Origin of the sequence: Pantoea sp. NSTU24, assembly GCF_050157905.1 — a bacterium.
Taxonomy (GTDB): Bacteria; Pseudomonadota; Gammaproteobacteria; order Enterobacterales; family Enterobacteriaceae; genus Pantoea.
Genome location: NZ_JBKIWZ010000003.1, coordinates 333,478 through 356,412, shown reverse-complemented (window position 1 = coordinate 356,412; position 22,935 = coordinate 333,478). Strand labels below are relative to the sequence as shown.

General features: G+C 55.5%; 22 protein-coding genes and 1 riboswitch. Of the genes, 7 read left to right on the top strand and 15 right to left on the bottom strand.

The features are described 5' to 3' along the window. Window positions 1–853: 853 nt before the first annotated feature. A complete protein-coding gene (gene clcA, locus ACLHDD_RS20195; RefSeq protein WP_427105606.1) occupies window positions 854–2,242 on the bottom strand; it encodes a H(+)/Cl(-) exchange transporter ClcA in 1,389 nt (462 codons plus the stop codon). Between the two features lie 509 nt (window positions 2,243–2,751). Here clcA and ACLHDD_RS20190 point away from each other — a divergent pair. Next, the gene (locus ACLHDD_RS20190; RefSeq protein ID WP_427105605.1) at window positions 2,752–3,978 is read left to right on the top strand and encodes an FAD-dependent oxidoreductase; all 1,227 of its coding nucleotides are present in this window, start codon (window positions 2,752–2,754) and stop codon (window positions 3,976–3,978) included. Between the two features lie 150 nt (window positions 3,979–4,128). Next, on the top strand, window positions 4,129–5,904 hold the full coding sequence (locus tag ACLHDD_RS20185; protein ID WP_427105604.1) for a sensor domain-containing phosphodiesterase: 1,776 nt from the start codon (window positions 4,129–4,131) through the stop codon (window positions 5,902–5,904). A 33-nt stretch (window positions 5,905–5,937) separates the two neighbouring features. On the opposite strand, the gene ACLHDD_RS20180 is transcribed toward ACLHDD_RS20185, so the two are convergent. The 6 genes from ACLHDD_RS20180 to ascF all read right to left on the bottom strand — a co-directional run bounded on the left by ACLHDD_RS20180 (window position 5,938) and on the right by ascF (window position 12,273). Further along, on the bottom strand, window positions 5,938–6,873 hold the full coding sequence (locus ACLHDD_RS20180) for an ABC transporter substrate-binding protein (protein ID WP_427105603.1): 936 nt from the start codon (window positions 6,871–6,873) through the stop codon (window positions 5,938–5,940). 23 nt (window positions 6,874–6,896) lie between these two features. After that, complete coding sequence (locus ACLHDD_RS20175; RefSeq protein WP_427105602.1) at window positions 6,897–7,658, bottom strand: ABC transporter permease; 762 nt, start codon at window positions 7,656–7,658, stop codon at window positions 6,897–6,899. Then, complete coding sequence (locus ACLHDD_RS20170) at window positions 7,655–8,395, bottom strand: ABC transporter ATP-binding protein (RefSeq protein ID WP_427105601.1); 741 nt, start codon at window positions 8,393–8,395, stop codon at window positions 7,655–7,657. The genes ACLHDD_RS20175 and ACLHDD_RS20170 overlap by 4 nt, the downstream gene beginning before the upstream one ends. Then, the gene (locus ACLHDD_RS20165; protein ID WP_427105600.1) at window positions 8,392–9,081 is read right to left on the bottom strand and encodes a TenA family protein; all 690 of its coding nucleotides are present in this window, start codon (window positions 9,079–9,081) and stop codon (window positions 8,392–8,394) included. Before ACLHDD_RS20165 ends, ACLHDD_RS20170 begins: the two co-directional genes overlap by 4 nt. Before the next feature lie 70 nt (window positions 9,082–9,151). Continuing rightward, a riboswitch (TPP riboswitch) is annotated at window positions 9,152–9,254 on the bottom strand. 101 nt (window positions 9,255–9,355) lie between these two features. Further along, entirely contained in the window at window positions 9,356–10,786 is a 1,431-nt protein-coding gene (locus ACLHDD_RS20160) for a 6-phospho-beta-glucosidase (protein WP_427105599.1), read from the bottom strand. 38 nt (window positions 10,787–10,824) lie between these two features. Then, window positions 10,825–12,273, bottom strand: coding sequence for a PTS cellobiose/arbutin/salicin transporter subunit IIBC (ascF, locus tag ACLHDD_RS20155; protein WP_427105598.1), 1,449 nt, complete (start codon window positions 12,271–12,273; stop codon window positions 10,825–10,827). A 256-nt stretch (window positions 12,274–12,529) separates the two neighbouring features. Between ascF and ACLHDD_RS20150 the strand changes: the two genes are divergently transcribed. Next, window positions 12,530–13,546, top strand: a complete 1,017-nt coding sequence (locus ACLHDD_RS20150; protein WP_427105597.1) for a LacI family DNA-binding transcriptional regulator — start codon at window positions 12,530–12,532, stop codon at window positions 13,544–13,546. On the opposite strand, the gene ACLHDD_RS20145 is transcribed toward ACLHDD_RS20150, so the two are convergent. Continuing rightward, window positions 13,525–14,292, bottom strand: coding sequence for a DNA-binding transcriptional regulator YciT (locus ACLHDD_RS20145; protein ID WP_427105596.1), 768 nt, complete (start codon window positions 14,290–14,292; stop codon window positions 13,525–13,527). The genes ACLHDD_RS20150 and ACLHDD_RS20145 overlap by 22 nt on opposite strands. 65 nt (window positions 14,293–14,357) lie before the next feature. After that, window positions 14,358–15,620 carry a DUF1479 domain-containing protein gene (locus ACLHDD_RS20140; protein ID WP_427105595.1) on the bottom strand — a complete coding sequence of 421 codons (1,263 nt, stop codon included), beginning with the start codon at window positions 15,618–15,620 and terminating at the stop codon, window positions 14,358–14,360. A gap of 254 nt (window positions 15,621–15,874) precedes the next feature. Here ACLHDD_RS20140 and ACLHDD_RS20135 point away from each other — a divergent pair, with 254 nt between their 5' ends. Next, window positions 15,875–16,696 (top strand): Cof-type HAD-IIB family hydrolase, encoded by an 822-nt coding sequence (locus ACLHDD_RS20135; protein ID WP_427105661.1) that lies wholly within the window; start codon window positions 15,875–15,877, stop codon window positions 16,694–16,696. A gap of 29 nt (window positions 16,697–16,725) precedes the next feature. On the opposite strand, the gene ACLHDD_RS20130 is transcribed toward ACLHDD_RS20135, so the two are convergent. Then, entirely contained in the window at window positions 16,726–17,118 is a 393-nt protein-coding gene (locus ACLHDD_RS20130; RefSeq protein ID WP_427105594.1) for a winged helix-turn-helix transcriptional regulator, read from the bottom strand. Window positions 17,119–17,227: 109 nt separating this feature from the next. Between ACLHDD_RS20130 and ACLHDD_RS20125 the strand changes: the two genes are divergently transcribed. Then, a complete protein-coding gene (locus tag ACLHDD_RS20125) occupies window positions 17,228–18,277 on the top strand; it encodes an NAD(P)-dependent alcohol dehydrogenase (RefSeq protein WP_427105593.1) in 1,050 nt (349 codons plus the stop codon). 213 nt (window positions 18,278–18,490) lie between these two features. Here ACLHDD_RS20125 and ACLHDD_RS20120 read toward each other — a convergent pair whose 3' ends face one another. From ACLHDD_RS20120 to ACLHDD_RS20110, 3 genes are all read right to left on the bottom strand, one after another. After that, on the bottom strand, window positions 18,491–19,177 hold the full coding sequence (locus ACLHDD_RS20120; protein ID WP_427105592.1) for a hypothetical protein: 687 nt from the start codon (window positions 19,175–19,177) through the stop codon (window positions 18,491–18,493). 93 nt (window positions 19,178–19,270) lie between these two features. Next, entirely contained in the window at window positions 19,271–19,513 is a 243-nt protein-coding gene (locus tag ACLHDD_RS20115) for a hypothetical protein (RefSeq protein WP_427105591.1), read from the bottom strand. A 2-nt stretch (window positions 19,514–19,515) separates the two neighbouring features. Next, the gene (locus ACLHDD_RS20110; RefSeq protein ID WP_427105590.1) at window positions 19,516–19,740 is read right to left on the bottom strand and encodes a hypothetical protein; all 225 of its coding nucleotides are present in this window, start codon (window positions 19,738–19,740) and stop codon (window positions 19,516–19,518) included. Between the two features lie 217 nt (window positions 19,741–19,957). Between ACLHDD_RS20110 and ACLHDD_RS20105 the strand changes: the two genes are divergently transcribed. Both ACLHDD_RS20105 and ACLHDD_RS20100 read left to right on the top strand, forming a co-directional pair. Next, entirely contained in the window at window positions 19,958–20,263 is a 306-nt protein-coding gene (locus ACLHDD_RS20105; RefSeq protein WP_427105589.1) for a hypothetical protein, read from the top strand. A 165-nt stretch (window positions 20,264–20,428) separates the two neighbouring features. Then, window positions 20,429–21,553, top strand: a complete 1,125-nt coding sequence (locus ACLHDD_RS20100) for a diguanylate cyclase (RefSeq protein WP_427105588.1) — start codon at window positions 20,429–20,431, stop codon at window positions 21,551–21,553. Here ACLHDD_RS20100 and map read toward each other — a convergent pair. Beyond that, window positions 21,550–22,335: a type I methionyl aminopeptidase gene (gene map / locus ACLHDD_RS20095; RefSeq protein ID WP_427105587.1), complete on the bottom strand. Its 786-nt coding sequence runs from the start codon at window positions 22,333–22,335 to the stop codon at window positions 21,550–21,552. The genes ACLHDD_RS20100 and map overlap by 4 nt on opposite strands. After that, window positions 22,332–22,577, bottom strand: a complete 246-nt coding sequence (locus tag ACLHDD_RS20090; RefSeq protein ID WP_427105586.1) for a ParD-like family protein — start codon at window positions 22,575–22,577, stop codon at window positions 22,332–22,334. Before ACLHDD_RS20090 ends, map begins: the two co-directional genes overlap by 4 nt. Window positions 22,578–22,935 lie beyond the last annotated feature (358 nt).

The following is a 22,935-nucleotide window of genomic DNA, read 5'->3' as shown; positions in this document are numbered from 1 at the left end:
TCGTAACCCGCTGAATTATCCGGAACGAAAGGAAATAATTTTTTTAATTCGTTTCGTTATAAAAAAGAGAGGGACTGGCCTTTAAAACACTATTAAGCGCAAATAACTGAATATTTAAACATGGTTTTAAAATCAGTGTTGACAACCTTTTTTATCTGCGTAGATTAAGAGTTGTCAGCGGCGTATAGCTGTCATGATATATCAGAACGCCATCTGTTCTGAGTAAACGGTGCCGACTAAATGCCTGACTGCATTGTCGGTGATTCTGTTAACAACCCTATCAGACACTGTTCGTTAATAACTGATAACCCTGTTAAATTGAGTCTGAATCAAGCAGTATCGCGTCGCGATGATGTAAGGCCTCGTAGTTCTGAACGTGACTTTACGACAGGATACGACTGTGGTTTAAATGTCGTAATGAAAGTAAGGCAACGCATCAAAGAGTATATATCGCGATGGGGGTGTGCAGATTTATACGGGCCTGACCTGTCTTCGTTTCATAAAAGACTCTCAGGTGGTTTAAACCGTTAATAACAGCGACACCTTATCCTGTTCGCTGTTATCCGCAGAATCTGTTCATTAATAGCAGTACCTGAGTTATATCTTTTAATTAAGTCAGTTAATGGTAAATGTTCAATCAGTAGTAACCTAAAAGCCCTGGCTGTTTCAGTCAGGGCTTTTATCTTTCTGACGTCCAGCTTCTGTGATCAGGCAACCCTGATAAATCCTGCGTTTGGGATAGTGACAGACGTGGAGAATGAAAGGCCGGAAACTAATCGGGTTATCAATCAGGCACCGTGACAGATGCCTGCTGACTATTTCGATGATGAATAGCTGCGTGGTTCACCCGCCCTCAAGGGCGGGGTGTTTCGGTCTGGCGGGCCAGCGTACGGGCCAGGATAGAAGAATAAAGCGGCTTTCCGCCCATAAACTGTGCCAGCAGCGTGGCACCCAGGCAGGTGATGATCATCGGCAGGATAAGCTGATAGTTATCGGTCATCTCCAGCACCAGAACAATGCCGGTCAGCGGTGCGCGAACCGACGCCGCAAACAGGGCGCCCATGCCCGCTATCGCAAAGGTTCCTGCTTCAAGATGGTAAAGCGGGAACAGATCTGTCATCACCACACCAAAGGCGGTGCCCAGCAGCGTGCCCAGCGCCAGCATCGGCGCAAAAATGCCGCCTGGCGCACCTGAGCCGAAACAGAGCAGGGTGGTGACCAGCCTGACAACAAAAATCAGCAGCAGCAGTGTGAGCGGAAAAATGCCATGAACCGCCTGAGGGATCAGTTCTGACCCTCCGCCTGCACCTGGCGCAAACAGCAGTGCGAGAATGCCACAGCCACCGCCCAGCAGGGCGCCCGCCAGCACCACGCGTGCCGTTTTTCCGGCATAAAAACGGGCGAAGAGATCCTGTGTCAGAAAGATCAGCCGATTAAACAGCACGCCGACCATGCCAATGATCATTCCCAGTATCAGGTAAAGCCAGAGCGTCTGTACCGGCGCATCTGCCAGTTTACCTACAGAGATCACCGCCAGTTCGCCGTTGAAATAGCGATAGACGATGCTGGCCATAATCACGCCGGTGAAAACCGCTTTAATCGAAATCAGGTTATAGCGAAACTGTGGCCGCATCTCTTCGATAATAAAGAGGATACCTGCCAGGGGCGCATTAAAAGCCGCTGCCAGCCCCGCCGCCGCGCCGGTCGCCAGCAAGGTATGCCGCGCTTCATTATTGCGCATCCCGATGAGATCGATCACCATACGGCCAATGTTACCGCCCAGTTGTACCGTGGGCCCCTCCCGTCCCAGCACCATACCGGCACCCAGTGTGCCCATACCACCAAAGAACTTTACCGGAATAACCCGCCACCAGCGCACAGGCCGCAGCTCTTCCAGCGCCCCTTCAATTTCAGGTATGCCGGAACCACCCGCCTCTGGCGCAAAGCGTCTGACCAGAAAATAGCCCACCATTGCCAGCAGCGCGGAGATAGCGAAGGCCGCCACGTAGATCGTCCAGCCCTGAAAATGTGCAGCAATCAGCGTGCTGGCCCGCCACTGCTGGATAGTTTCGACGGCACGGGCAAAGGCCACGCCCGCCAGGCCGACCAGCGTGCCGACCAGCGCGGCGCAAAATAGCATGGCCAGCGGCGTTTTATCACGATAGAGCAGGGCGCGAAACATCCGACTACGCGCCGCGATAGAGCGGGGGACATAAACCGACTGCGGTGATTCTTCATTCATTGAGAGGCATTCTTATTCGACCAGACCAGCGCCTCAGTTTACTGACAGGCCGGGTGAAAACAAACGACAGTAACAAATCCATTTGTGGAAAAGCGTGACGACTTGTGTGGTGGACAAACCACTTGCGCCATCCGTTCGCGGTAGGCTGGGTTACTCTGATTTTTCAGTTTTCGTTCGACAGCCATCAGCGAGACGCGATACGGCCAGCTGGCAGAAATCACCACCGCAGGGTGGCAGCAACGGAGGCGGGTGAAACCGTCTGTACTGGTGCAGAACGTCTTTGGTTTTCAACTGGCGTTATCTTATTTTTCGGTGCCAGCAGGAACGCTTACAGGATAGTGATGAGCGCGTTCAGCACGATTGTCTGACTGCTGACGCCGGGTGCAGGACGTGTCAGGCCGGGCTACTTTGCCGCCTGCTTTGCCCGGTACGGCATCCTTAACCGACTGCGGCAAAGCTGCATAGATAACGCAATACTCATCGCACGACTGGCGCAACAGGGAGCTGACATGCAGCCACATTCCACTGAAATTCTCACCACTGACTGCTGTATCGTTGGCGGTGGCCCGGCCGGACTGATGCTGGGTTATCTGTTTGCCCGCGCGGGTCTGCGCGTGATGGTTATCGAAAAGCACGCTGATTTTCTCCACGATTTTCGTGGGGACACCATTCATCCGTCGACGCTGGAGATCATGCACCAGCTCGGGCTGCTGGAAACTTTTCTCCGTCTGCCGCATCAGCGTGCTGAAAAGCTGGAAGCGGAAATCGCTGGCGAGAATATCACCATGGCGGACTTCTCGCGCCTGCCGGTTCAGTGTCGTTTCATTGCCTTTATGCCGCAGTGGGACTTCCTGAACTTTATGGCGGAACAGAGTACCCGCTATCCTGGTTTCAGCCTGCTGCAATCCACCGCATTTGAGTCGCTGCAAGAGGAGAATGGCCGGATCAGTGGCCTCACCGCAAAACGCGGCAACCAGCAACTGCATATCCGCTGTAATCTGGTTATCGGGGCTGATGGCCGTCATTCGCGGGTTCGGGAAGCCGCCGGGCTGACAGGTCAGGCGTTTGGCGCCGCACGCGACGTGATCTGGTTCCGCCTGAGCAAACAGCCTGAGGATCCTGAACTGGGTATGGGCCATAAAGGGCCGCGCCAGAACTTTATTGTCATCGATCGCGGCGATTACTGGCAATGTGGCCTGACCATTCCCAAAGGAGAGTTTGAGGCGAAGCAGGCCGCCGGGCTGACGGCATTTAAGGCAGAAGTGGCGGCATTATCACCGTTTGGCGCAGCGCGAATGACAGAAATCAGCAGCTGGGACGCATTTAAGCTACTTTCAATACGCATCGATCGACTGGACAGGTGGGCCAGACCCGGCGTGCTCTGCATTGGCGATGCGGCACATGCGATGTCGCCGATTGGCGGAGTGGGCGTCAATCTGGCCATACAGGATGCCGTGGCAACGGCAAATCTGCTGACCGTTCCCCTGAAACGGGGCGAACTGTCGCTGCGTGATCTGGAAAAAGTGCAGAAACGCCGCCAGTTTCCGACCGTCGCAACCCAGTTCCTGCAGATTAAAATGAGCCGCAGCAAAGCCAGACGAAAAGCGACTCAGGGCAGTAAGGTGCCCGGCATTATCCGTCGCCTGCCGTTTCTGCGTTTTCTGCTGGGTCGCCTGATTGGACTGGGGTTCAGGATGGAGTCACCGGATGTTGCGCGCGTTGATCGACACACTTAAATGCTTTCGACAGTCATCCGATATCGTGCGACACTGTTTCGCTGTGAAAGTACTGTCAGATTGAGCCGCTATTTGTCTGATAATTAGGCGCTAATTGAGCAATCTTAAGCGAAATTTTTCGGCTTTTGCGCCTGCATAGGAGAGGTTTCAGTGCATAACGAGCAAAATGGCAGTGACGTAAAACGTCTGAGTGCAATCAAAGCCCTTCTTACCCCTGACGAAACCCGCGATAAGGTGCTGGAGAGGTTTGTTCAGCTTGCCAGCCAGGTGCTGGGCATTGCAGGCAGCTTTATTTCGATTATTGACGATCACAATCAATACATTAAAGCGTCCCGCAACTTCGACCTCAAAAAGTCAACCCGTGATGAATCTCTCTGCCGTCACGTACTTGATGGGGAAGGTCATCTGGTCGTGGTGGATACCCTGCTGGACGAGCGTTTCGTGACGCACCCGTTTGTTGAAGGTGATCCGCATATCCGTTTCTACGCCGGTGTCTCGCTGCAGAATCTGGACGGCGCCGTGCTGGGAACGCTCTGCGTCACCGATACGCAGCCGCATCTTTTCAGCGATGAAAAGCTGGCCACGCTGCGTTCGCTGGCCACGCTGGTCACCTCTTTTCTGGATGCCTGGAACAATGCCGGTTTTGCCGATGTCATTACCCATCTGCCCAACCGCCCGCGCCTGATCCGCGATATCCAGCAGCTGACGATTACCGATCCACATAGTCGCTTTCGTCTCATCCTGATCGACTGCCTCGACATCATTCGTGCCTATGAGCTTTCGCGTGCGGTCGGCATTGCGCCAATGGAAAAACTGCTGAAGCTGCTGGCACAGGAGGCGGCACAACGCCTGAATCTGTCAGATAGTGAAACGCTCTACACCTTTGCCCCCGGCCGTTTTGCTCTTATCCAGCCTTATTCGGGCCGGTACACGGCCCACACTATTCCTGACCTGTTCAGGGGGATGAAGGCTGACCTGGCAGAGAATATCACGCTGGATCTGGATGTCTTCGCTGGTGAAACCGAGTTCGTGCCCGGCCAGATGGATCCTAACGAAACGGTGCGGCAGGCGGTCAGTGCGCTGCATGAAGCGATCGATGAAGAAATCAGCGCCATGTCATTTGACGAAAGTTATGACACCCGACGCAATGATGATTTCATCATCATGAATGACCTGGCTCAGGCGCTGAAGAGAGATGAAGAGCTTTATCTTGTCTGGCAGCCCAAAGTTTGCCTCAGAACCGGTAAGACAGTTGGCCTGGAAGCGCTGATCCGCTGGAATCATCCTGAGCGCGGTGAACTTTTTCCTTCAGAATTTGTTCCATTAGCGGGTAAAACCAACCTGATTTCCGATCTGACGAACTGGGTTATCGACCATACGATTGAACAGCTGGCGCGCTGGAAAAGCGAATACAATCTGATCCCGGTTTCGATCAACGTCAGCGAGCGTGACTTCGCCCGTCCCGATTTTGCCGATCGGCTGGTGGCAAAACTCGCCGCAGTGCAGTTGCCGAATGCCATTCTGGGCATCGAATGTCTGGAGAATGAGCTGATCACCCGCAGCAACGTGGGAATCGACGGGCTGACCGCGCTGAAATCGCACGGTTTTGTCATCTCGCTGGACGATTTCGGCGTCGGTTACAGCAACATCAGCTATCTGCAGGATATCCCGCTGGATGTGATTAAAATCGATCGTTCCCTGATCACGCGGATGAGTGATGATGAGGCGTCAAAAGTCATCGTCAGATGCATCATTAATATGCTGAAAGAGCTGAACTATACCGTGCTCGCGGAAGGTGTCGAGTCCGAGTCCACGCTGGCGTTGCTGAAAACCTACGGCTGCGATCAAATCCAGGGCTACTTCTTCTCAAAACCGCTGCCCGCCAGCGACATCGAGCACTGGCTCCAGCCGAAGTCACACGCATAAATTCGCCCGCAGCGCGGGCTGCGGGCGAATTACTCACTCACTGCCGGTGGCATAATGCTCAACCGGCGTGATTTTTTTGATCAGTTTGTTATCAAACAAAAACTGCTCATAGGCCTGATAGCGAGCGCGATCCAGTTTTGCCGGGTTGACAGCGAACCGCGGCAGGGTGGCGCGCCAGGCCTCATGATTCAGCGGTGTATTCAGCTCCGGATGCAGGCGGGCAAACGCCAGCCAGCTCTCTTCAGGATGAGCCTGCAGCTCAGCATTCCCCTTCTTTAGCGCGCGCAGAAATTTCTGGATTTTCTCTGCATGCGCATCTTCACGGTTAGCGACAATAATCAGTTCATCATAAGCCGGCACCCCATAATCCTCGATGTTAAAAACCACCGGATCTTTACCCTGCTGTTTCAGTTCCAGCGCTTCAATATTGCGATAGCCGCCGATGACCGCATCCACCTGGCCGGTCAGCAGGGCACTGGTCAGCTGAAAGTTGACGTTAACCAGTTTAACCTGGTCACTGCTCACCCCGTTGTGGGCCAGCATGGTGGCCAGCGTTGCCTGCTCGATGCCGCTGACGGAGTAACCGATGCGCTTGCCTTTCAGATCGCCCGGCTGCCGGATGGATTTATCCAGCGTCATCAGGGTATTCAGGGGCGTATCGACCAGCGTACCGACCCGCATCAGCGGCAGGCCCTGATCGGCAAAGAAGTGCAACTGCGGCTGATAGGTGATGGCGAGGTCAGCCTGCTTCGCGGCCACCAGACGCGGCGGCAGCGCAGGGTCGGAGGGCGGGATCATCGTCACCTCCAGCCCCTCTGCGGCAAAGGCACCGCTCTGCTGAGCCACCAGCAGCGGGGCGTGATCGGGATTGATATACCAGTCGAGCACCAGGGTCATTTTTTCCATCGTCTGCGCCCGGGCGGCGAGGGAGGCGCTGATTAGCAGAATAAACAAGGGCATTTTTGTCATAGCGTTTCTCATCAGTGAGGTCATCAGGGGGTTTCCGGTGCCCAGGCGATCAGGCGGCGCAGCAGACGGTCGAGCGTCAGCCACAGGGCCAGCGTCATCAGCACCAGAATAAACAGGGCAGCGAAACAGAGGTCACTCTGCATCCGGGCATTAGCGTTCAGCATCACGTATCCCAGCCCTTCGGCTGAACCGACCCATTCGCCGATGATGGCACCAATGGGCGCGACCGCTGCAGCCATACGCAGGCCGGAGCCCAGCGCAGGCAGCGCGGCGGGCAGCCGGACATGCCACACCTGCGTGGCCTGTGACGCGCCCAGGGTGCGAGCCAGATCGAGGTAGCCAGGTGTGACGCGACGCAGGCCATCAGAAAAGGTGGCGGTTACGGGAAAGAAGATCACCAGAATCGCCATTGCGACTTTTGCTCCCATGCCGAAGCCAAACCAGAGCACCAGCAATGGAGCCAGGGCAAAGACCGGGATCGCCTGGCTGATGATCACCAGCGGCATCATCCAGCGCCGCAGCCCCGGCGAAAAGGTCATGCCCAGCGCCAGTGCGCCACCCAGCAGTACGCCGGCAACCATGCCGCTGAGGATCTCGGACAGGGTGATCAGCGTGTGATGCATCAGGTAGTCCGCGTTCTGCCACAGCGCGGCGGCGACCGAGGCGGGTGAGGGCAGCAGAAAGGCCGGAACAGCGGTCAGTGTGGCAAGCCACCACACTGCAATCAGCCCGGCGGCGATCATCAGGATACGGCGAAAGCCGTTAAAGCCTGCCTGTAATCTCATCCGGCTACCCTGCTCAGCTGTTTCAGCAGTGTGGCCTGACTCCGGATAACATGGAGGTCATCGGCGGCGCGGGGCGGCTCTCCCGGTAGAGGCGGGCAGGCTTCAACGCCCGCCGGACCGATGACCAGACAATGGTGCGCGAGCCGGCAGGCTTCCGCCACATCATGAGTAATCAGCAGGACCGTATGATCGGCCAGCACCTCTGCGGCCAGCGTCTGAATCTGACTGCGGGTCAGGGCATCCAGCGCCGAGAAGGGCTCGTCCATCAGAACGACGGGCTGACGGGTATAGAGCGTACGCGCCAGTGCCGCCCGCTGCCGCATCCCACCGGAGAGCGTCGCAGGCCGTGCGCGGGCGCAGTGGCTCAGCCCGACCTGCGCAAGAAGATGCCGCGCCCGGCCGGGGTCAGCCTTTTCCCCGCGCAGACGGCTGGCAAGGCAGACATTCTGTTCTATCGTCAGCCAGGGATAGAGCAGATCCTGCTGCCCCATCCAGGCGATGCGGCCGGTCAGCGGCAGCCCATCGCTGCCGCTGACTTCTCCGGCGACGGGTGGTGTCAGTCCGGCAATGACCCGCATCAGGCTGCTTTTACCGACGCCGCTGGCCCCGAGCAGCGCGGTGATTTTTCCGCCTGCAATTTCCAGATCAAGCTGACTGAAGAGCGGCTGCAGCCCGAAATTCAGGGTGAGCTGACGCACCAGAATCCCCGGTGCGGCAGGCAGGGTCGTGATCCTCATGCGTCATTCTCCAGGCTGGTCACCTGATTCAGCCCCATCTGCCAGAAAGCCGATTCCAGCCGGGTCGCTGTGGTGAAAATGTCCGTCAGCTGATCAAATCGTGCTTCACCGGCGCACTCATGCGCCAGCCGTTCAAACAGGGAGAGCGAGCGGCGAACGCCCGTCAGATAGCTTTTATCGCCGTAGTTCTCTATCCACGCCGCATAAGGATTACCTTCAAAGCGGGTAGATGGGTCGTGCAGCAGGTTCAGGCCGATCTCGGCATAACCGGCGACGCAGGGCATCAACGCCAGCGCATCGCCGGTGTGGCCGACATCCAGCACATAGCGGGTGTAGTTCAGCGTGTCCATTGCTTCAGGTTCTGCGGCCATATCGGTTTCGCTGATGCCCCATTGCCGGCAGTAAGTCTGGTGCAACGGCAGTTCATTGATGATGGCATTAAGTGAGGTGGTCGCATGACGCAGCGCGTCTGGATCGGTGAGTTTGCTGATCAGCAGGCCCCAGGCGCGGGCAAAGTGCAGCAGAAACTGGTAGTCCTGCACCAGATAATGCCGGAAAGCGGCGGCGGGCAGCGTACCCTGGCCGAGTTGCTGCACGAAGTCATGCGCAACATAGGCGTGCCAGTGGGGACCCGCCTGCTGGCGCAGACGGCCATAAAAGCCGGTATCGAAAAGCGGACGTGACATAGGATCTCCGGTTGTCAGGGAGATCCGGGCATACGGTCTGGAACAGGGGATAATGCAGGAGATAAGACAGAAGAATCTGCCGACCCGTCCCTTCGCTGGCATGACCCAGATCAGGTTCAAAGGGTTCGGCTTACGCCATCTCAGCCCGTTACAGGACACCCCTCGGAGACAGTGGTTATACGATAATTTCTGCCAGAGCACAATCGGCAGAGAGGCCGTTGAGCGTCTCTGCCACTGCTGCTGACGGGCACATTACCGGCCCTGTGTGACGGTGTCACTCAAGATCGGTGCCGTTGCTGGCGATCACTTTTTTGTACCACCAGAATGACTTTTTACGCATGCGCGCCAGCGTGCCGTTTCCGCGATCGTCGCGGTCAACATAAACAAAGCCATAGCGCTTGCTCATCTCTCCGGTTGAGGCCGCCACCAGATCGATGCAGCCCCAGCTGGTGTAGCCCAGCACCGGCACGCCATCTTCAATGGCATCACCCATCGCGCGGATATGTTCACGAAGATAGCTGATGCGGTAATCGTCATTGATCTCGCCGTTATCATCGATCTCATCGCGCGCGCCCAGACCATTTTCCACCAGGAACAGCGGCTTCTGATAGCGGTCATACATCATATTCATGGTGATGCGTAAGCCGAGTGGATCGATGCCCCAACCCCATTCGCTGCGCGGCACGTGTGGGTTAGTCAGGGATTTCACCACATTGGCGGCGCTGCTGTTTTGCTCATTCATTTCTGCCGAGGCGCAGCGTGAGGCGTAATAGCTGAACGAGACAAAATCGACGCTGTTTTTCAGGATCTCATCATCCCCGTCGGCGATCTCAAGCGTAATCCCCTTTTCCCGGAACAGGCGGGCGGCATAAGCGGGATACGCGCCCCGTGCCTGCACGTCGATAAAGAAGAGGTTCTCACGATCCTTTTCCAGCGCCGCCCAGACATCTTCTGGTTTGCTGGACCACGGGTAGAAGTTCCCGCCTGCCAGCATGCAGCCGACCTGATTCGCCGGGTTCACCTCATGCGCGATGCGCGTCACCAGGGCGCTGGCGACCAGCTCATGATGCGCCGCCTGATACTTAACCTGCTCCTTATTCTCACCGGGTTCAAACACTAAGCCTGCACCAGAGAACGGACTGTGCAGCAGAATATTAATCTCGTTGAAGGTCAGCCAGTACTTCACCAGACCATCAAACGCTTCAAAGCAGCTGCGGGCGTAGCGGGCGAAGAAGTCGACCATCTTCCTGTTGCGCCATGAGCCATATTCGGTGACCAGATGCATCGGCACATCAAAATGGCAGAGCGTGACCAGCGGTTCGATACCGTATTTGCGGCACTCCTCAAACACCGCACGGTAGAAGGCGATGCCAGCCGGGGCAGGCGTCAGCTCATCTCCATTCGGATAGAGCCGACTCCAGGCAATGGAGGTACGGAACACGCTGAACCCCATCTCTGCCATCAGCGCAATATCTTCCCGGTAGCGATGATAGAAATCGATAGCCTCATGGCTGGGATAGAACTCATCGTCACGCAGGGTAAATCGCTTTTCCAGCCCCAGCTTGACCGGCATACGGTGCGGACCATGTGGGATCATATCAACAGTAGTTAAGCCTTTTCCGCTCTCGCGAAAGCCACCTTCACTCTGGTTCGCGGCCAGCGCGCCACCCCATAAAAATCCTTGCGGAAACCTTGATTCAGACATGCAATCCTCTTTTTTTCTGGTCGCGTTGACCGGTTCCTTTAATGGCTGCTAATTGCGTTAGTACGTTCAGTCACGGGCGAGGTCTGCGATGCGGGCTGCGGTTCCGTCTCCGGAATATCCTCGAAGCCCAGTAACAGCGTCAGAACAAATGACAGCACGACGGACAGAATCATTACCGCGCCGACCCAGACGATCGTCATCGGATTGGCAGGATCAAAAAACTGGACGCTGGTAAAGAGGCCAGGTGAGGCCATTGAATGACTGGCCAGCCCGCCAATTCCCGCGACGGCACCGCAGATAAATCCGCTGATGAGGCAGGCGATCAGTGGTCGCTTCAGACGAACCGCCACACCATACAGTGCAGGTTCTGAAATGCCCGCCACAATTGCGGAGGCCGCTGCGGCCAGCGCGGTCTGGCGCAGTTCGCGGTTTTTAGTGCGAAACGCCACCGCCAGGGACGACCCACCCAGTGACAGGTTGGCGCCAATCTCAGACGGCATCACCATGCCCTCTTTTCCGGTTTCAGCAATGGTCTGGATGATGGTTGGCGTAAAGACCCGGTGCATCCCGGTCATCACCAGCAGCGGCCAGATCGCCCCCATGATGGCCACAGAAAGCCAGCCAAGATAGTCATGAACGGTATAGACCAGTGCAGAGATGCCGCTGCCGATCCAGATGCCAATCGGGCCAATCAGCACAATGGCGATGGGCGCGGCAATCAGCACAATCAGCATCGGTTTCAGGAAGTTTTTCGTCACGGCAGGCGTGATGCGGTCCACGCCGCGCTCAATGTGCGACAGGATCCAGGTCATCACCAGTGCCGGGATGACGGTGTAGGTGTATTTCACCGCTGTCACCGGAATCAGGGCAAACTCTACCGGCTGCCCCTGCGCGGCTTTCGCCATCAGATCGATAAAGGTGGGATGAACCAGCACACCGGCAATCGCGATCGCCAGCGACATGTTGGTTTTGAATTTCAGTGCTGCCGAGGCCGCCACCATGACGGGCAGGAAGAAAAATGCGCCGTCGCCGATGACGTTGAGGATCACCAGGGTTGACGAGCCTTTGTCAAACAGTCCCGCCATATCCAGAATCATCGCCAGCAGTTTCACCATCGATCCGCCGATAATGGCCGGAATTAACGGCGACATCGTGCCGACCAGCGCATCCAGTATGCCCGCGCCAATCCGCCTGAACGTGATTTTACGTTTCACCGGTGCGCTGGATGAGGCACCCGGTGAGCCCAGTTCCAGCAGTGCCTGATAAGCCTGCGATACTGTGTTTCCGATAATTACCTGACACTGGGTATCGTTATGCACCACGCCCAGCACGCCGTGAATCGCTTTGAGCCTGGGATAGTCAATCTGCGTGTCATCCTTCACTACAAACCGCAGACGCGTCATACAGTGCGTTACGGCTTCGATGTTGGTGAGGCCGCCTAGCGCATCAACGATGGCGCGAGACACCTCGGCATAATTTCTGGGCATGATCGCTCTTCTCTGTAGGGTAAATCGGTCAGAATTTATGTTTTATGTACCTGCGGACAGGCTGATAGGAAACCGGTTTCACAAAATCATGAAGGGCTTTACACTTCCCGACAAGCCCGAAAATCAGGCAGCTTTCGGTTTTGTGAAGCGTATCACTTGGGAAGCAGGGCGGCATTTGCGCCGACGCCGGGTAAATATTTCCAATATTGAGTGGCTTAGGTAGACTGCATGACGGACGCAGCAGAGGAGCAGCATCATGGCAACGATTCAGGAAGTGGCAAAACGGGCGGGCGTCTCAAAAGCGACCGTGTCACGCGTGCTCTCCGGCAATGGCTATGTCGGCCAGCAAAAACGGGAGCAGGTCCTGCAGGCCATTGCTGAAACCGGCTACCGGCCCAATCTGCTGGCGCGGAATCTGGCAACCCGCACCTCTCAGACCATCGGGCTGGTGATGACCAACACACTCTACAGCGGCAGCTACTTTACAGAAATGATGGCGCACTCCGCGCGCATCCTGGAGCAGCAGGGTCGTCAGCTTATTCTGGCGGACGGTAAGCATTCTGCGGAGCAGGAGCAGGCAGCGATCGAGTTTCTGCTCGATCTGCGCTGTGACGGCATCATCATCTACCCGCGCTTCCTGAGCATTGATGCACTGGATGCTATTATCTCCCGACATAATAAGCCGATTCTGGTTATCAACCGGCGGCTGCGTATCAACCAGAGCTACTGCATTTTCAGCGATCAGCATGCCAGCAGCGCCATGGCGGTAAGCCATCTGCTGGCACAGGGACACCGGGATATTGCGTTTATCACCGGCTCGCCGGACTCAACAACCGGTATTGAGCGCCTCTCCGGTTATCGTGCTGCGCTGACCTCGGCGGGCATCGAGGCTGATCCGGCGCGCATCGTGGCGGGTAAATGGACGGCACAGAGCGGCATGGCCGCTGTGGATATGCTGCTGGCGCGTGCAGTAACATTCAGCGCACTGGTGGCGAGTAACGATGAAATGGCGATTGGGGCGATTAAACGTCTGACGGAATGCCAGATTGCGGTGCCTGAGCAGGTTTCGGTGATCGGCTTCGATGATATCCCTCTGGCACCCTACGTCACGCCATCGCTGTCGAGTATGAAGCTGCCGGTCACCGAGATGATTGACGAGACCATAAAGCGTCTGCTGACCATGCTGGATGGCGGTGACTGGCATCCACAGGCTCCCTTTACCGCCCGTCTGATGCTGCGCGACTCTGTGGCTCAGAGACCCGGTTCTGGCTGATCCGTCGCGACCAGGCTGACCACGATCGCCTGCTCCCTGAGCTGCGTTACCGTTGATGCGTCCAGCATTTTGTCGGTAATCACATGCCCGACCTGATAACCCGAAGAGAGCGGATAAGGGTGAACCTGACCAAATTTAGACGCGTCGGTCAGGGCATAACTTTCAGCGCCCCTGGCCAGTACGGCATCGACCACATCGCAGCGCAGCATATTGCGACCGGTAAAACCGGTTTCCGGATGCCAGCCATCCACGCCAACAAATGCCCGGTGAAAATGGACCTGCTGGATGGAGTAACGGGTCAGCGGGCCGACCACTGACTCACTGCTTTTCTGCAACAGGCCCCCCAGAACGATGACCTCGCAGGCGGCTTCACGCAGAAGCTGGGCAATGTAGTGGCTGACGGTAATCAGCGTCAGATCGGCCCGGTCGGCCAGCGCACGCGCCAGCAGGGCGTTGGTACTGCCGCCTTCGATAAACACCGACTCCCCATGCTGCACCAGGCTGGCCGCATGGCGCGCCAGCGCCTGCTTAACCGGATAGCGGGTATTCATGCGGGTGCCGACGTTATCGCTATCCAGCGCCAGCGCTGAACCGTGAACCCGGCGCAGCAGCCGGTCGCGCTCCAGCAGCGTAAGATCCTGGCGTACCGTGACTTCAGACACGCCGGTTAGCTGCGCCAGTTCGCTGACAGGCACGCTGCCCCGGCTATTAACCAGTTGAATAATTTGATGATGTCGCGGGTTCATAATACCGTTTCGCTGTAAACAGACTGTGCAGTGTAACAGGGTTTATCCGGCGTTCATGCGCCGGATTAGCTCAGACCCAGCGCCCGGCGTCCATAGCTGTTGAGGTCTGCCAGCGTAAAGCGCCCCTCCCATGCCGCTTCATAATCTTCTGGCGGAAAATCGCCTGGCGACCGGCCCTGCTCCAGCGCCTGTACAACTTCTCTGGCATAGGCACGGTTTTTTTCACACAGAGGGGCGGCAGGGATATACATCACGTTGCCCCAGCCCTGCTGATCTTCGACCGGTGCAACGGCATGAATGACATCACAGTGCCACCATACCGAATCGCCTGCCTCTAAAGCGGGAATCGAACAGAGTCCGGCCATCAGATGCGGATGCCACCGATCGCTGATTGGCAATACCCGTCCGGGCGCAACGCCGCACAGTTCCTCTTCCGGCACGTCAGACAGGAGTGGACGTAGCAGCACGTAAGCCATCGCCTGAGGTACCGGAACCACATGCAGTAGCCCCTGCCCAGGGATCATATCGGATAGCGCCGTCCAGCCCTGGAAAGTACGGAACACCGAGCATTTGGTGGTGCCTGGCAGATCATACTCATCAACCTCCGTCCGGTGTGCCGCATCCCAGGGATCGTAAGCGTCGAAGTTACCCTGAAACAGTTTATGGAAGACCCGCTGATAAGCGGGCAGTAACCAGCGTTCCAGCGCGCCGGAATCCGTATGCGCCCCTAAGCCTTTTGATGTGGTGCCCGGCAATCGGCGGCGGATCCGGTCGGGATAAATAATGCTGACATCAGGATCGAACCACTGTCTGCCCTGCGATTCTGATGTCCATAGCCGGTTCAGAAAAGATTGCGCGTCGGCCATCGCCGCACTCTGTCGGGCCTGCATCTGCGCCTGGGACCAGTAGATCGGGTAGATTTCAGGCCGTGAAGCAGCCAGCGAGCCGAAAAAGTCATCGCCAGGCCCGCGATACTGCTGATCGAACTGATTATGATCCAGATAGTCGAGCATCGACTTATCCCAGGCCAGCGCCTGCTCACGCGCAAAATGCTGCTTAATGACCACGCAGCCACGGCGTTTAATCAGCGCCCGGGTTTCATCTGAAACCTGTCCGGCGGTAATGTCCTGCATCGGAACTATAGGCCAGGCGCTGCCCGTTCGCTGCTCATCGGCTTTCGCCGCCGCAATCGCTGCTGTGATGTTGTCGCATATCTGGCGGAACAGCGCATCGACATTGCCAATCTGTGCGCGCAGCTGCTGTTTAAACGCACAGATTGCCGCCCCCGTATCGTCAGGCAGTGGGGTATAACGTACGGATTTTTGCATAAAAGACTCCTTGCAGGCCGGTGTGGAGTTACGAATGTAATTTAAATAACCTTCGTTCGTAATTTTGTATTGAAGTTAACATCCTTTTAACGCTAAAAACCGTGCGTCATGACACAACTCCGGATCCGGAAGGCTCCGAAAGCCGTTAGCAAAGTCACTATTTGCATTCTCATTAATCCACACAGCGAGTAAGCTTTATGAATCAAATCAATCAGCCGAAAGGAACAGACGGCAAACACAAAGGGGCAGGTGAGATGGCGGTTAAGATGATTGCGGTGGATATGGATGGCACCTTTCTGGACGACAATAAGCAGTACAACGTTCAGCGGTTTTCACGTCAGTATGCGCTGCTGAAAGAGAAAGGGATCCGCTTTGTGGTCGCCAGTGGCAACCAGTATTACCAGCTACAGCGCTACTTTCCGGACATCAAAGATGAAATCGCCTTTGTGGCGGAAAATGGTGCCTGGGTGTCCGACTGCAATGAGGAGATTTTCTGCGGCGAATTAGCGCAGGAAAAAGTGCATCAGATTCTGGATATCCTTTCGCATGAACCCGATATTGCCGTCGTGGTCTGTGGACGCAACAGTGCCTATATACACACGTCCGCTTCTGACGAGATCGTGGAAAAGCTTGCCAGCCACTATCATCGGCTGGAAAAACGTGATGACCTCTACGCCATTGACGACACCATTTTTAAGTTCTCGCTGAAGCTGGAGCACAAAGGGGTCGATGCCCTGCTGCAACGCCTGCATGCTTCGCTGGGCGAACTGGAAAATATCATGCATCCGGTATCAAGCGGTTTTGGCTTTATCGACCTGATTATCCCTGGCTGTCATAAAGCGCACGGCATCGCGCTGCTGCAGGAAAAGTGGGGCATCAGCGACTGTGAAGTGCTGGCGATCGGTGACAGCGCCAACGATATCGAGATGCTGCGTCAGGCCTGCTTCAGCTTCTCCATGGCCAATGCGGCAGAGGCGGTGTCAGCCGTGGCGCGCTATCAGACCCAGAGTAACAACGATGAAGGCGCGCTGAATGTGATCTCCCGCGTGCTGGCACGCGAATTTCCATTCGACTGACGCTGCACGGCGACCTGACTAATGGCGCGTCAGCCGTCAGTCTCCTGATGGCTGCGCAGATGATTTTCCATCTCATCCAGCGCAGCCTGATTCTCCAGACCCCACTGATACATTTCTTCGATCGGCCTGGAAAAGGTATGGCCCAGCGCGGTCAGACTGTACTCTACTTTGGGCGGGACCACCTGATACACGTGCCGTGCCACCAGTCCGCGCTGTTCCAGTTCACGTAGCGTCTGAATCAGCATTTTCTTCGAAATACCCTGCAGACTGCGCGCAAGTTCACCGGTTCGTGCCCGGTGTTCCGGCCAGTGATACAGCGCATGCAGCACCATCGTGCTCCATTTCACCGAAAAAAGCTCCAGCAGACGACGCGGCGGAGAGTCCGCATAAAAGCATAATTTTCCTTCAACCCAGACCGGCATCTGAACCTCACGGAGAGTGGTAACCAAAAGGTAACTACTACCAAACCGGTGCCTGTATGTCTATAGTGTGCCGCTTTCTTAAGACCCACCAGGTAAGAAGAGGTAACAGATGAAAATTAACGCGCTGATAGCGACCCATGCCGACCAGCCGCTGCGTGCCGGTCAGGCGGATATTCGTGACCTGCAGGCGGACGACGTCAGGATTGAGATCCTCTACTGCGGCGTCTGCCATTCTGATCTTCACATGGCGCGCAATGAATGGGGTGTCAGCCGCTATCCGCTGGTGCCAGGGCATGAAATTGTGGGGCGAGTTGCCGCCATTGGTGACAATGTCACTAAATTTACTGTCGGCCAGACGGTCGGGGTGGGCGTAATGGTCGACTCCTGCGGTGGATGCCACTTCTGCCAGCAGCAGGAAGAGCAATATTGTGAGGCTGGCTTCACGCCAACCTATAACGGCACAGATAAATACACCGGCCAGACTACGTTTGGCGGTTATGCGCAATATGTCATTGCTGATCAACATTTTGTGGTCACTGTGCCCGACAATCTGGCGCTGAATGCGGTAGCGCCATTGCTGTGTGCAGGCGTTACTGTCTGGTCGCCGCTGCAGCACTTTAAAGTCAAAGCTGGCGACCGCGTGGGAGTGGTCGGCCTCGGCGGGCTGGGTCACATGGCAGTCAAACTGGCCAGCGCTCTGGGCGCAGAGGTCACCCTGTTTACCACGTCTCCGTCAAAAGGTGAGGATGCGCTGCGGCTGGGAGCAAAAAACGTGGTGGTCTCGCGCGATGCTGCACAGATGGCGGCCAGCCAGGCGTCGCTGGATATTATTCTCGACTGTGTGGCGGCACCGCATGACCTTGATCCCTACCTTAATACGCTGAAAACCAACGGTCAGCTGGTGCTGGTGGGCATTCCCGATCAGCCGCATCCTTCACCGAACGTGACGCCGATGGTGTTTCGTCGTCTCAGCATCAGCGGCACCTCGATTGGCAGCATTCAGGAAACGCAGCAGATGCTTGATTTCTGCGGTCAGCACAACATCACGGCTGATGTGGAGATGATCACGGGCGACACGATTGAAACGGCTTTTGAACGCATGCTGAAGGGTGACGTGAAGTATCGTTTCGTCATCGATATGCAGAAGACGCGCTGGTAACATTACGGGCCCGCTGTGATGGCGGGTTCTGCCGGAATTATCCCGTCCGCAGCGAATCAAATGTGATTGTATATAGTTACAACATACTGAAGAGCTGATACTTTGTTCCATCATCGACATCGGGTGTGTATCAGCCGGGCAGGGAATTCATCGCGACGGCAAAAAAATACCCGGTCATCTGCCGGGTACTCAGGTCAGGGCTCAGCGCAGAGGTTAATTCTGCTCTTTCTCTTCATCCTGCTTTTCCGCGTCGACGTTCCCGGCAGCATGAATAAAAGGTTTGAGCAGCTGAATATCCAGGATCACATAAACCATAGTGCTGATAAATAGCGAGATTACGCTGCCAAATACGCCACTGGTGGTGAAAGTCAGATAGTTGTAGATCACCAGCCAGGTCACGCAGATAAACATCGCCAGAGAAATGGAGAGGTTAGGCACAGAATAGTTACTGGTGCCACCGCCCTGAGTGTGGGTCGCTTTGAACAGGTTGCCAATAGTGTACTTTTCCAGCACCAGAATAGTTTTTTCCCAGTTGCGCTGCTTTCTGGCGCTGGCCCGGGTCAGGAAAAGATAGAGAATGGAGGTAAAAAAGCCTGAGAAAGCGATAAGTACCGGTATCGCTTCCAGCGCATATTCAATGCTCTTATGCGCTGTGGCCTTGCTACTGAGATCCAGCGTGAGTGACGCGCCCAGTGCAGCATATAAAAACAGAAAAAGCAGGATAAACGTCAGGCTGCGCTTCCCGTCGTCGCGTGACTCGGCCTCTTTCTGACGGATAGCCAGCTGAAGCGATTGCTGAAGCTGCAGAGCTTCAGGAGAGTCAGTTTCGAGGGTGTGGCAGGGGGCGTCAAAGAAGTTGTGCATAAATAGCGCATCTTCATCGTGAATGGTGATCTTCATCAGAAACCTGTATGCGGTGAGTTTGCCCCATTTTAATCAGCACGGTATGAATTAACAGTAACTTTGGCTCGGTACTGCTGCTGCCACGCTGGCTTAACGGGTTATCAGGTTCAGCACGCTGCTTATTACTGAATCCGTGGCAAATCCCTGTGCGCTCTTCTCTTCTTCCTCCCGCAGTTGCTGATAGCGCAGCAGAGCGGCTTCCGCGTTCTCCGCATGCACCTCATTCCAGAGCAGGTGATAGCCTTCTTCGATCAACGCGTCCTGCTGATCCTGCTGAAGAATATTCACCGCTCTGAGTGTCTTATCCTTCTGAAAAAGGCGATAGTCCGGCATGGCTATTTCTCTCCAGGGTTATCCAGTGCTTTGAACTGCTTAATCGCATCGTTGATGTTGTTAGTGTCTACCGTCGCAATGCAGCGATCGCCGCTGAACACTTCATAGCGCGCGTTACGTAACTGGAATAGCAGGTCTCTGCCTCTGAAGTAGATACGTTTTTGTTTAACACCAATCCCATGCCGCCGTAATAGCGCCTGTGACAGGCGATCGGTCTCTTTTATCATTCCTTTCGCTCCCCGGCGGTACGTGGTCACTATCATTTAACCGGATAAACATTAGTTTTATATTAAGAGATAACCTTGTGTTCAGCAGGGTTACCAGGCAGGTTTAAGAAAAATTACCGGTTATCCGGATGTTCCTGCCGTCAGGCATTCATCCTCTGCGTGAGCAGGCTACAAATGCGGTACACTGCCCGGACCATCCGCCACTGGACATGCCGTTATGAACGAGAAAAAGATGATTTCGATTGACCAGTTCGACGCCGACGAACGACTGGCCGTTGAGCAGGCTTATAAGGTTCTGGCAGAGAAATACCGTCAGCGAACCGGCAAGGAACCGGACAGTAAAAAAGAGCGAGAATTTAATAGTGAAGCACGTCAGCAGGTGATGGCACGCAAACTGGAGAGGGCGAGAGTGCAGGCGGAGAAGCAGAAAAAACCCCTGCGTAAAAAGAAACCTTCGTCACTGACCGCCAGCGAAGTCAGCGATTTCAACTGGTCTGCTTCGGTGGCGAAAGGGCGCCGGTAAGGGATGCCGCGTGTGATTACATTGCACGGCGTCCTTTAACGGATCGTCTCATTTAAGGTGGTAGCTTATTTCTTCATTCATGCAATAAGAATGTTCTGCAAATAAGATATCCTGATTCAGCATTTGCCGATAAAATACGGCACCTGTTCCTGCTTCAGTCTGCCTATGAATTACTATACCCCTGACGATGTCCAGCTGAAGCGCCGCTCGACACGATTTGTGCGCCGTATGTTTATGATGCGCCAGCTCGGCACATTTCTCTGCTTTCTGCCCATTCTTTCGGTGCTGATGGAAAGGGGAAAAAGTGCTGAAGTGTGCGCACTGCTGTTTATCAATGCGTTTGTCTGGCCCTGTGCCGCTTACAGACTGGCACTGCGATCACGCGATCCCACCGGATTTGAACGTAAAAACCTGACGCTGGATGCGGCCTTTGGCGGCGTCTGGGTTGCGCTGATGGCGCTGAGCCCACTGCCTTCAGTCATTATCATGGCGGTACTGATTTCTGATCGCTACTCGGCTGGCGGGTGGGGCCAGCTGAAATCAGCTTTGCAGGCTTTTATGCTCACTTTTCTGCTGGTCTGGCTGGCACAGGGCGCGCCTTTACTCCTGACATTCAGTACCCGCACCGTCTGGCTGACGTTGCCACTGGCCAGTGGCTATCTGCTGGTGCTCAGCGTGGTGTCACACACGCTGACCCTGAGTCTGCGAAAAAAAAACCGCGAGCTGGAACGCATTGCCCTGATGGATCCCGGTCTGAAGATCCCTAACCGGCGTCTGTTCGAACGGCGGCTTGAAAGTGAGTTTCTTCGCACGCAGCGGGGTGAGGGTAATGCCTGGCTGATGCTGCTGGATGTGGATCACTTTAAACAGGTTAACGACACGTTTGGCCATGAAGCGGGCGACTTTCTGCTGGCAGAAATATCAGCACTGCTGCGCGACAGCGTGGGCCTGAAGGATGTGCCCGCCCGTTTTGGCGGCGATGAGCTATGTGTGATTGTCCGGGAGGCAGATGAAACCAGCATTATGCTGCTGGCCGGGCAGATTAAACAGGGCATTTCGCTGCTCAGATTGCCAGCCTCATCAACTTATCAGTGCTCGGTCAGCATCGGTATTGCAGCGGCGCGTGATGCGGCATCGATTCATGAGTGGCTGCGATATGCAGATGAGGCGCTTTACCGGGTCAAGCGTGCCGGACGCAATGATGTGCTTATCTGGCACACCGGCGAGACCGTCACGCTGAGGTCTGGCGCTGATCATCAGCCTGAGGGCAGATGTCAGGCGTCAGATTAAATCGCGGAATAGTGGCCCGTGCCATCAGGCCATGGCGTCAGCAGGTCAAAACCGCTCTCTGTGACGGCCACGGTGTGTTCCCACTGCGCAGAGAGCGAGCGATCTTTGGTCACAACGGTCCAGCCATCGGATAGCACGCTGGTTCCGGCTTTGCCGGCATTGATCATCGGTTCAATAGTGAAAATCATCCCAGCCTTAAGCGGCATTCCCTCACCTGGCGTGCCGTAATGCAGTACCTGCGGATCGGTATGGTAGATCTCACCGACGCCGTGACCACAATACTCCCGCACGACCGAGAAACCGGCACCTTCCGCCACACGCTGAATGGCGGCACCCACATCGCCCAGCGTTGCGCCAGGCCGGACGGTTTTAATCCCGGCGACCATCGACTGATAGGTAATTTCGACCAGTCGTTTTGCCCGCACCGAAGGCGTGCCGACGAAATACATCCGGCTGGTATCGCCGTACCAGCCATCTTTGATGATTGCCACATCGATGTTAACAATATCCCCATCCTTTAATTTCTTGCTGGCCGGGATGCCATGGCATACAACATGGTTGACCGAGGTGCAGGTGGTGCGGGTATAGCCGTGATAACCAATATTGGCAGGCGTTACCTTAAGCGTATTCACGATGAAGTCATGGCAGATATCATCCAGCTCTTCGGTGGTGATGCCGGGACGGACGTGAGGCGTAATCATCGCCAGCACCTGAGCCGCAGCCTGACCAGCTGCGCGCGCCATTTCGATCTCTGCGGCGGTATGTATTTTAACGCTGTTCATGACACGTCTCCCTGTGCGGTGAGGCTCTCTTTGGCGAGCATATTGCGTATATCGGCGCTGCCCTGCAGTTCGAGCCGGATCAGCATTTGCGCCAGCTGCTGCTGGGTATGCTGCGGATAAAGTTCAGCAAGCATCCCCAGTTTCAGCCAGTGTTCTGCCTGTGCATTAATCGAGCGGCTCATCGCCTGACTGGCGATGCGCAGGTTTTCATGCATCAGGTCGGAAATTTTAACGATACCCATTTTGACCTTATATGAAACGTATATGTCTTGTATATATCATATCCGTTATGGCATGGGTTACAAGGGTAAATTTATGTGTGCGCGGAAAAGCCATATATTAATTATAAATCACATATATACCTTTCTAGCACGCATCGATCTGCTCCCCGTTGATTATCACGCCTTGTCTGCTGAGATTGCCAACGCCTTTCCCGATGCTTTACCTAAGCACTCTTCTGTCCGGCTTGCGAAATACTGTTTTTCAACCATCCTGAATGCGGGCCGCTTTCAGCGATGTTTACGCATTGCCATCAGGTCTGAACCGATAACATGCTGAGCCGGTTAAAGATGGCCGGTTTTTTTATCATTATCTGATGAA

What these genes read in the sequence shown, in the direction of transcription:
- ACLHDD_RS20090 (WP_427105586.1), bottom strand. Translation starts at nt 22,577, where the DNA reads ATGGGTATCGTTAAAATTTCCGACCTGATGCATGAAAACCTGCGCATC.
- ascF (WP_427105598.1), bottom strand. Translation starts at nt 12,273, where the DNA reads ATGCCCAGAAATTATGCCGAGGTGTCTCGCGCCATCGTTGATGCGCTA.
- ACLHDD_RS20190 (WP_427105605.1), top strand. Translation starts at nt 2,752, where the DNA reads ATGCAGCCACATTCCACTGAAATTCTCACCACTGACTGCTGTATCGTT.
- ACLHDD_RS20160 (WP_427105599.1), bottom strand. Translation starts at nt 10,786, where the DNA reads ATGTCTGAATCAAGGTTTCCGCAAGGATTTTTATGGGGTGGCGCGCTG.
- ACLHDD_RS20130 (WP_427105594.1), bottom strand. Translation starts at nt 17,118, where the DNA reads ATGCCGGTCTGGGTTGAAGGAAAATTATGCTTTTATGCGGACTCTCCG.
- clcA (WP_427105606.1), bottom strand. Translation starts at nt 2,242, where the DNA reads ATGAATGAAGAATCACCGCAGTCGGTTTATGTCCCCCGCTCTATCGCG.
- ACLHDD_RS20165 (WP_427105600.1), bottom strand. Translation starts at nt 9,081, where the DNA reads ATGTCACGTCCGCTTTTCGATACCGGCTTTTATGGCCGTCTGCGCCAG.
- ACLHDD_RS20115 (WP_427105591.1), bottom strand. Translation starts at nt 19,513, where the DNA reads ATGCCGGACTATCGCCTTTTTCAGAAGGATAAGACACTCAGAGCGGTG.
- ACLHDD_RS20100 (WP_427105588.1), top strand. Translation starts at nt 20,429, where the DNA reads ATGAATTACTATACCCCTGACGATGTCCAGCTGAAGCGCCGCTCGACA.
- ACLHDD_RS20140 (WP_427105595.1), bottom strand. Translation starts at nt 15,620, where the DNA reads ATGCAAAAATCCGTACGTTATACCCCACTGCCTGACGATACGGGGGCG.
- ACLHDD_RS20145 (WP_427105596.1), bottom strand. Translation starts at nt 14,292, where the DNA reads ATGAACCCGCGACATCATCAAATTATTCAACTGGTTAATAGCCGGGGC.
- ACLHDD_RS20110 (WP_427105590.1), bottom strand. Translation starts at nt 19,740, where the DNA reads ATGATAAAAGAGACCGATCGCCTGTCACAGGCGCTATTACGGCGGCAT.
- map (WP_427105587.1), bottom strand. Translation starts at nt 22,335, where the DNA reads ATGAACAGCGTTAAAATACATACCGCCGCAGAGATCGAAATGGCGCGC.
- ACLHDD_RS20120 (WP_427105592.1), bottom strand. Translation starts at nt 19,177, where the DNA reads ATGAAGATCACCATTCACGATGAAGATGCGCTATTTATGCACAACTTC.
- ACLHDD_RS20175 (WP_427105602.1), bottom strand. Translation starts at nt 7,658, where the DNA reads ATGAGATTACAGGCAGGCTTTAACGGCTTTCGCCGTATCCTGATGATC.
- ACLHDD_RS20135 (WP_427105661.1), top strand. Translation starts at nt 15,875, where the DNA reads ATGGCGGTTAAGATGATTGCGGTGGATATGGATGGCACCTTTCTGGAC.
- ACLHDD_RS20105 (WP_427105589.1), top strand. Translation starts at nt 19,958, where the DNA reads ATGAACGAGAAAAAGATGATTTCGATTGACCAGTTCGACGCCGACGAA.
- ACLHDD_RS20125 (WP_427105593.1), top strand. Translation starts at nt 17,228, where the DNA reads ATGAAAATTAACGCGCTGATAGCGACCCATGCCGACCAGCCGCTGCGT.
- ACLHDD_RS20180 (WP_427105603.1), bottom strand. Translation starts at nt 6,873, where the DNA reads ATGACAAAAATGCCCTTGTTTATTCTGCTAATCAGCGCCTCCCTCGCC.
- ACLHDD_RS20150 (WP_427105597.1), top strand. Translation starts at nt 12,530, where the DNA reads ATGGCAACGATTCAGGAAGTGGCAAAACGGGCGGGCGTCTCAAAAGCG.
- ACLHDD_RS20170 (WP_427105601.1), bottom strand. Translation starts at nt 8,395, where the DNA reads ATGAGGATCACGACCCTGCCTGCCGCACCGGGGATTCTGGTGCGTCAG.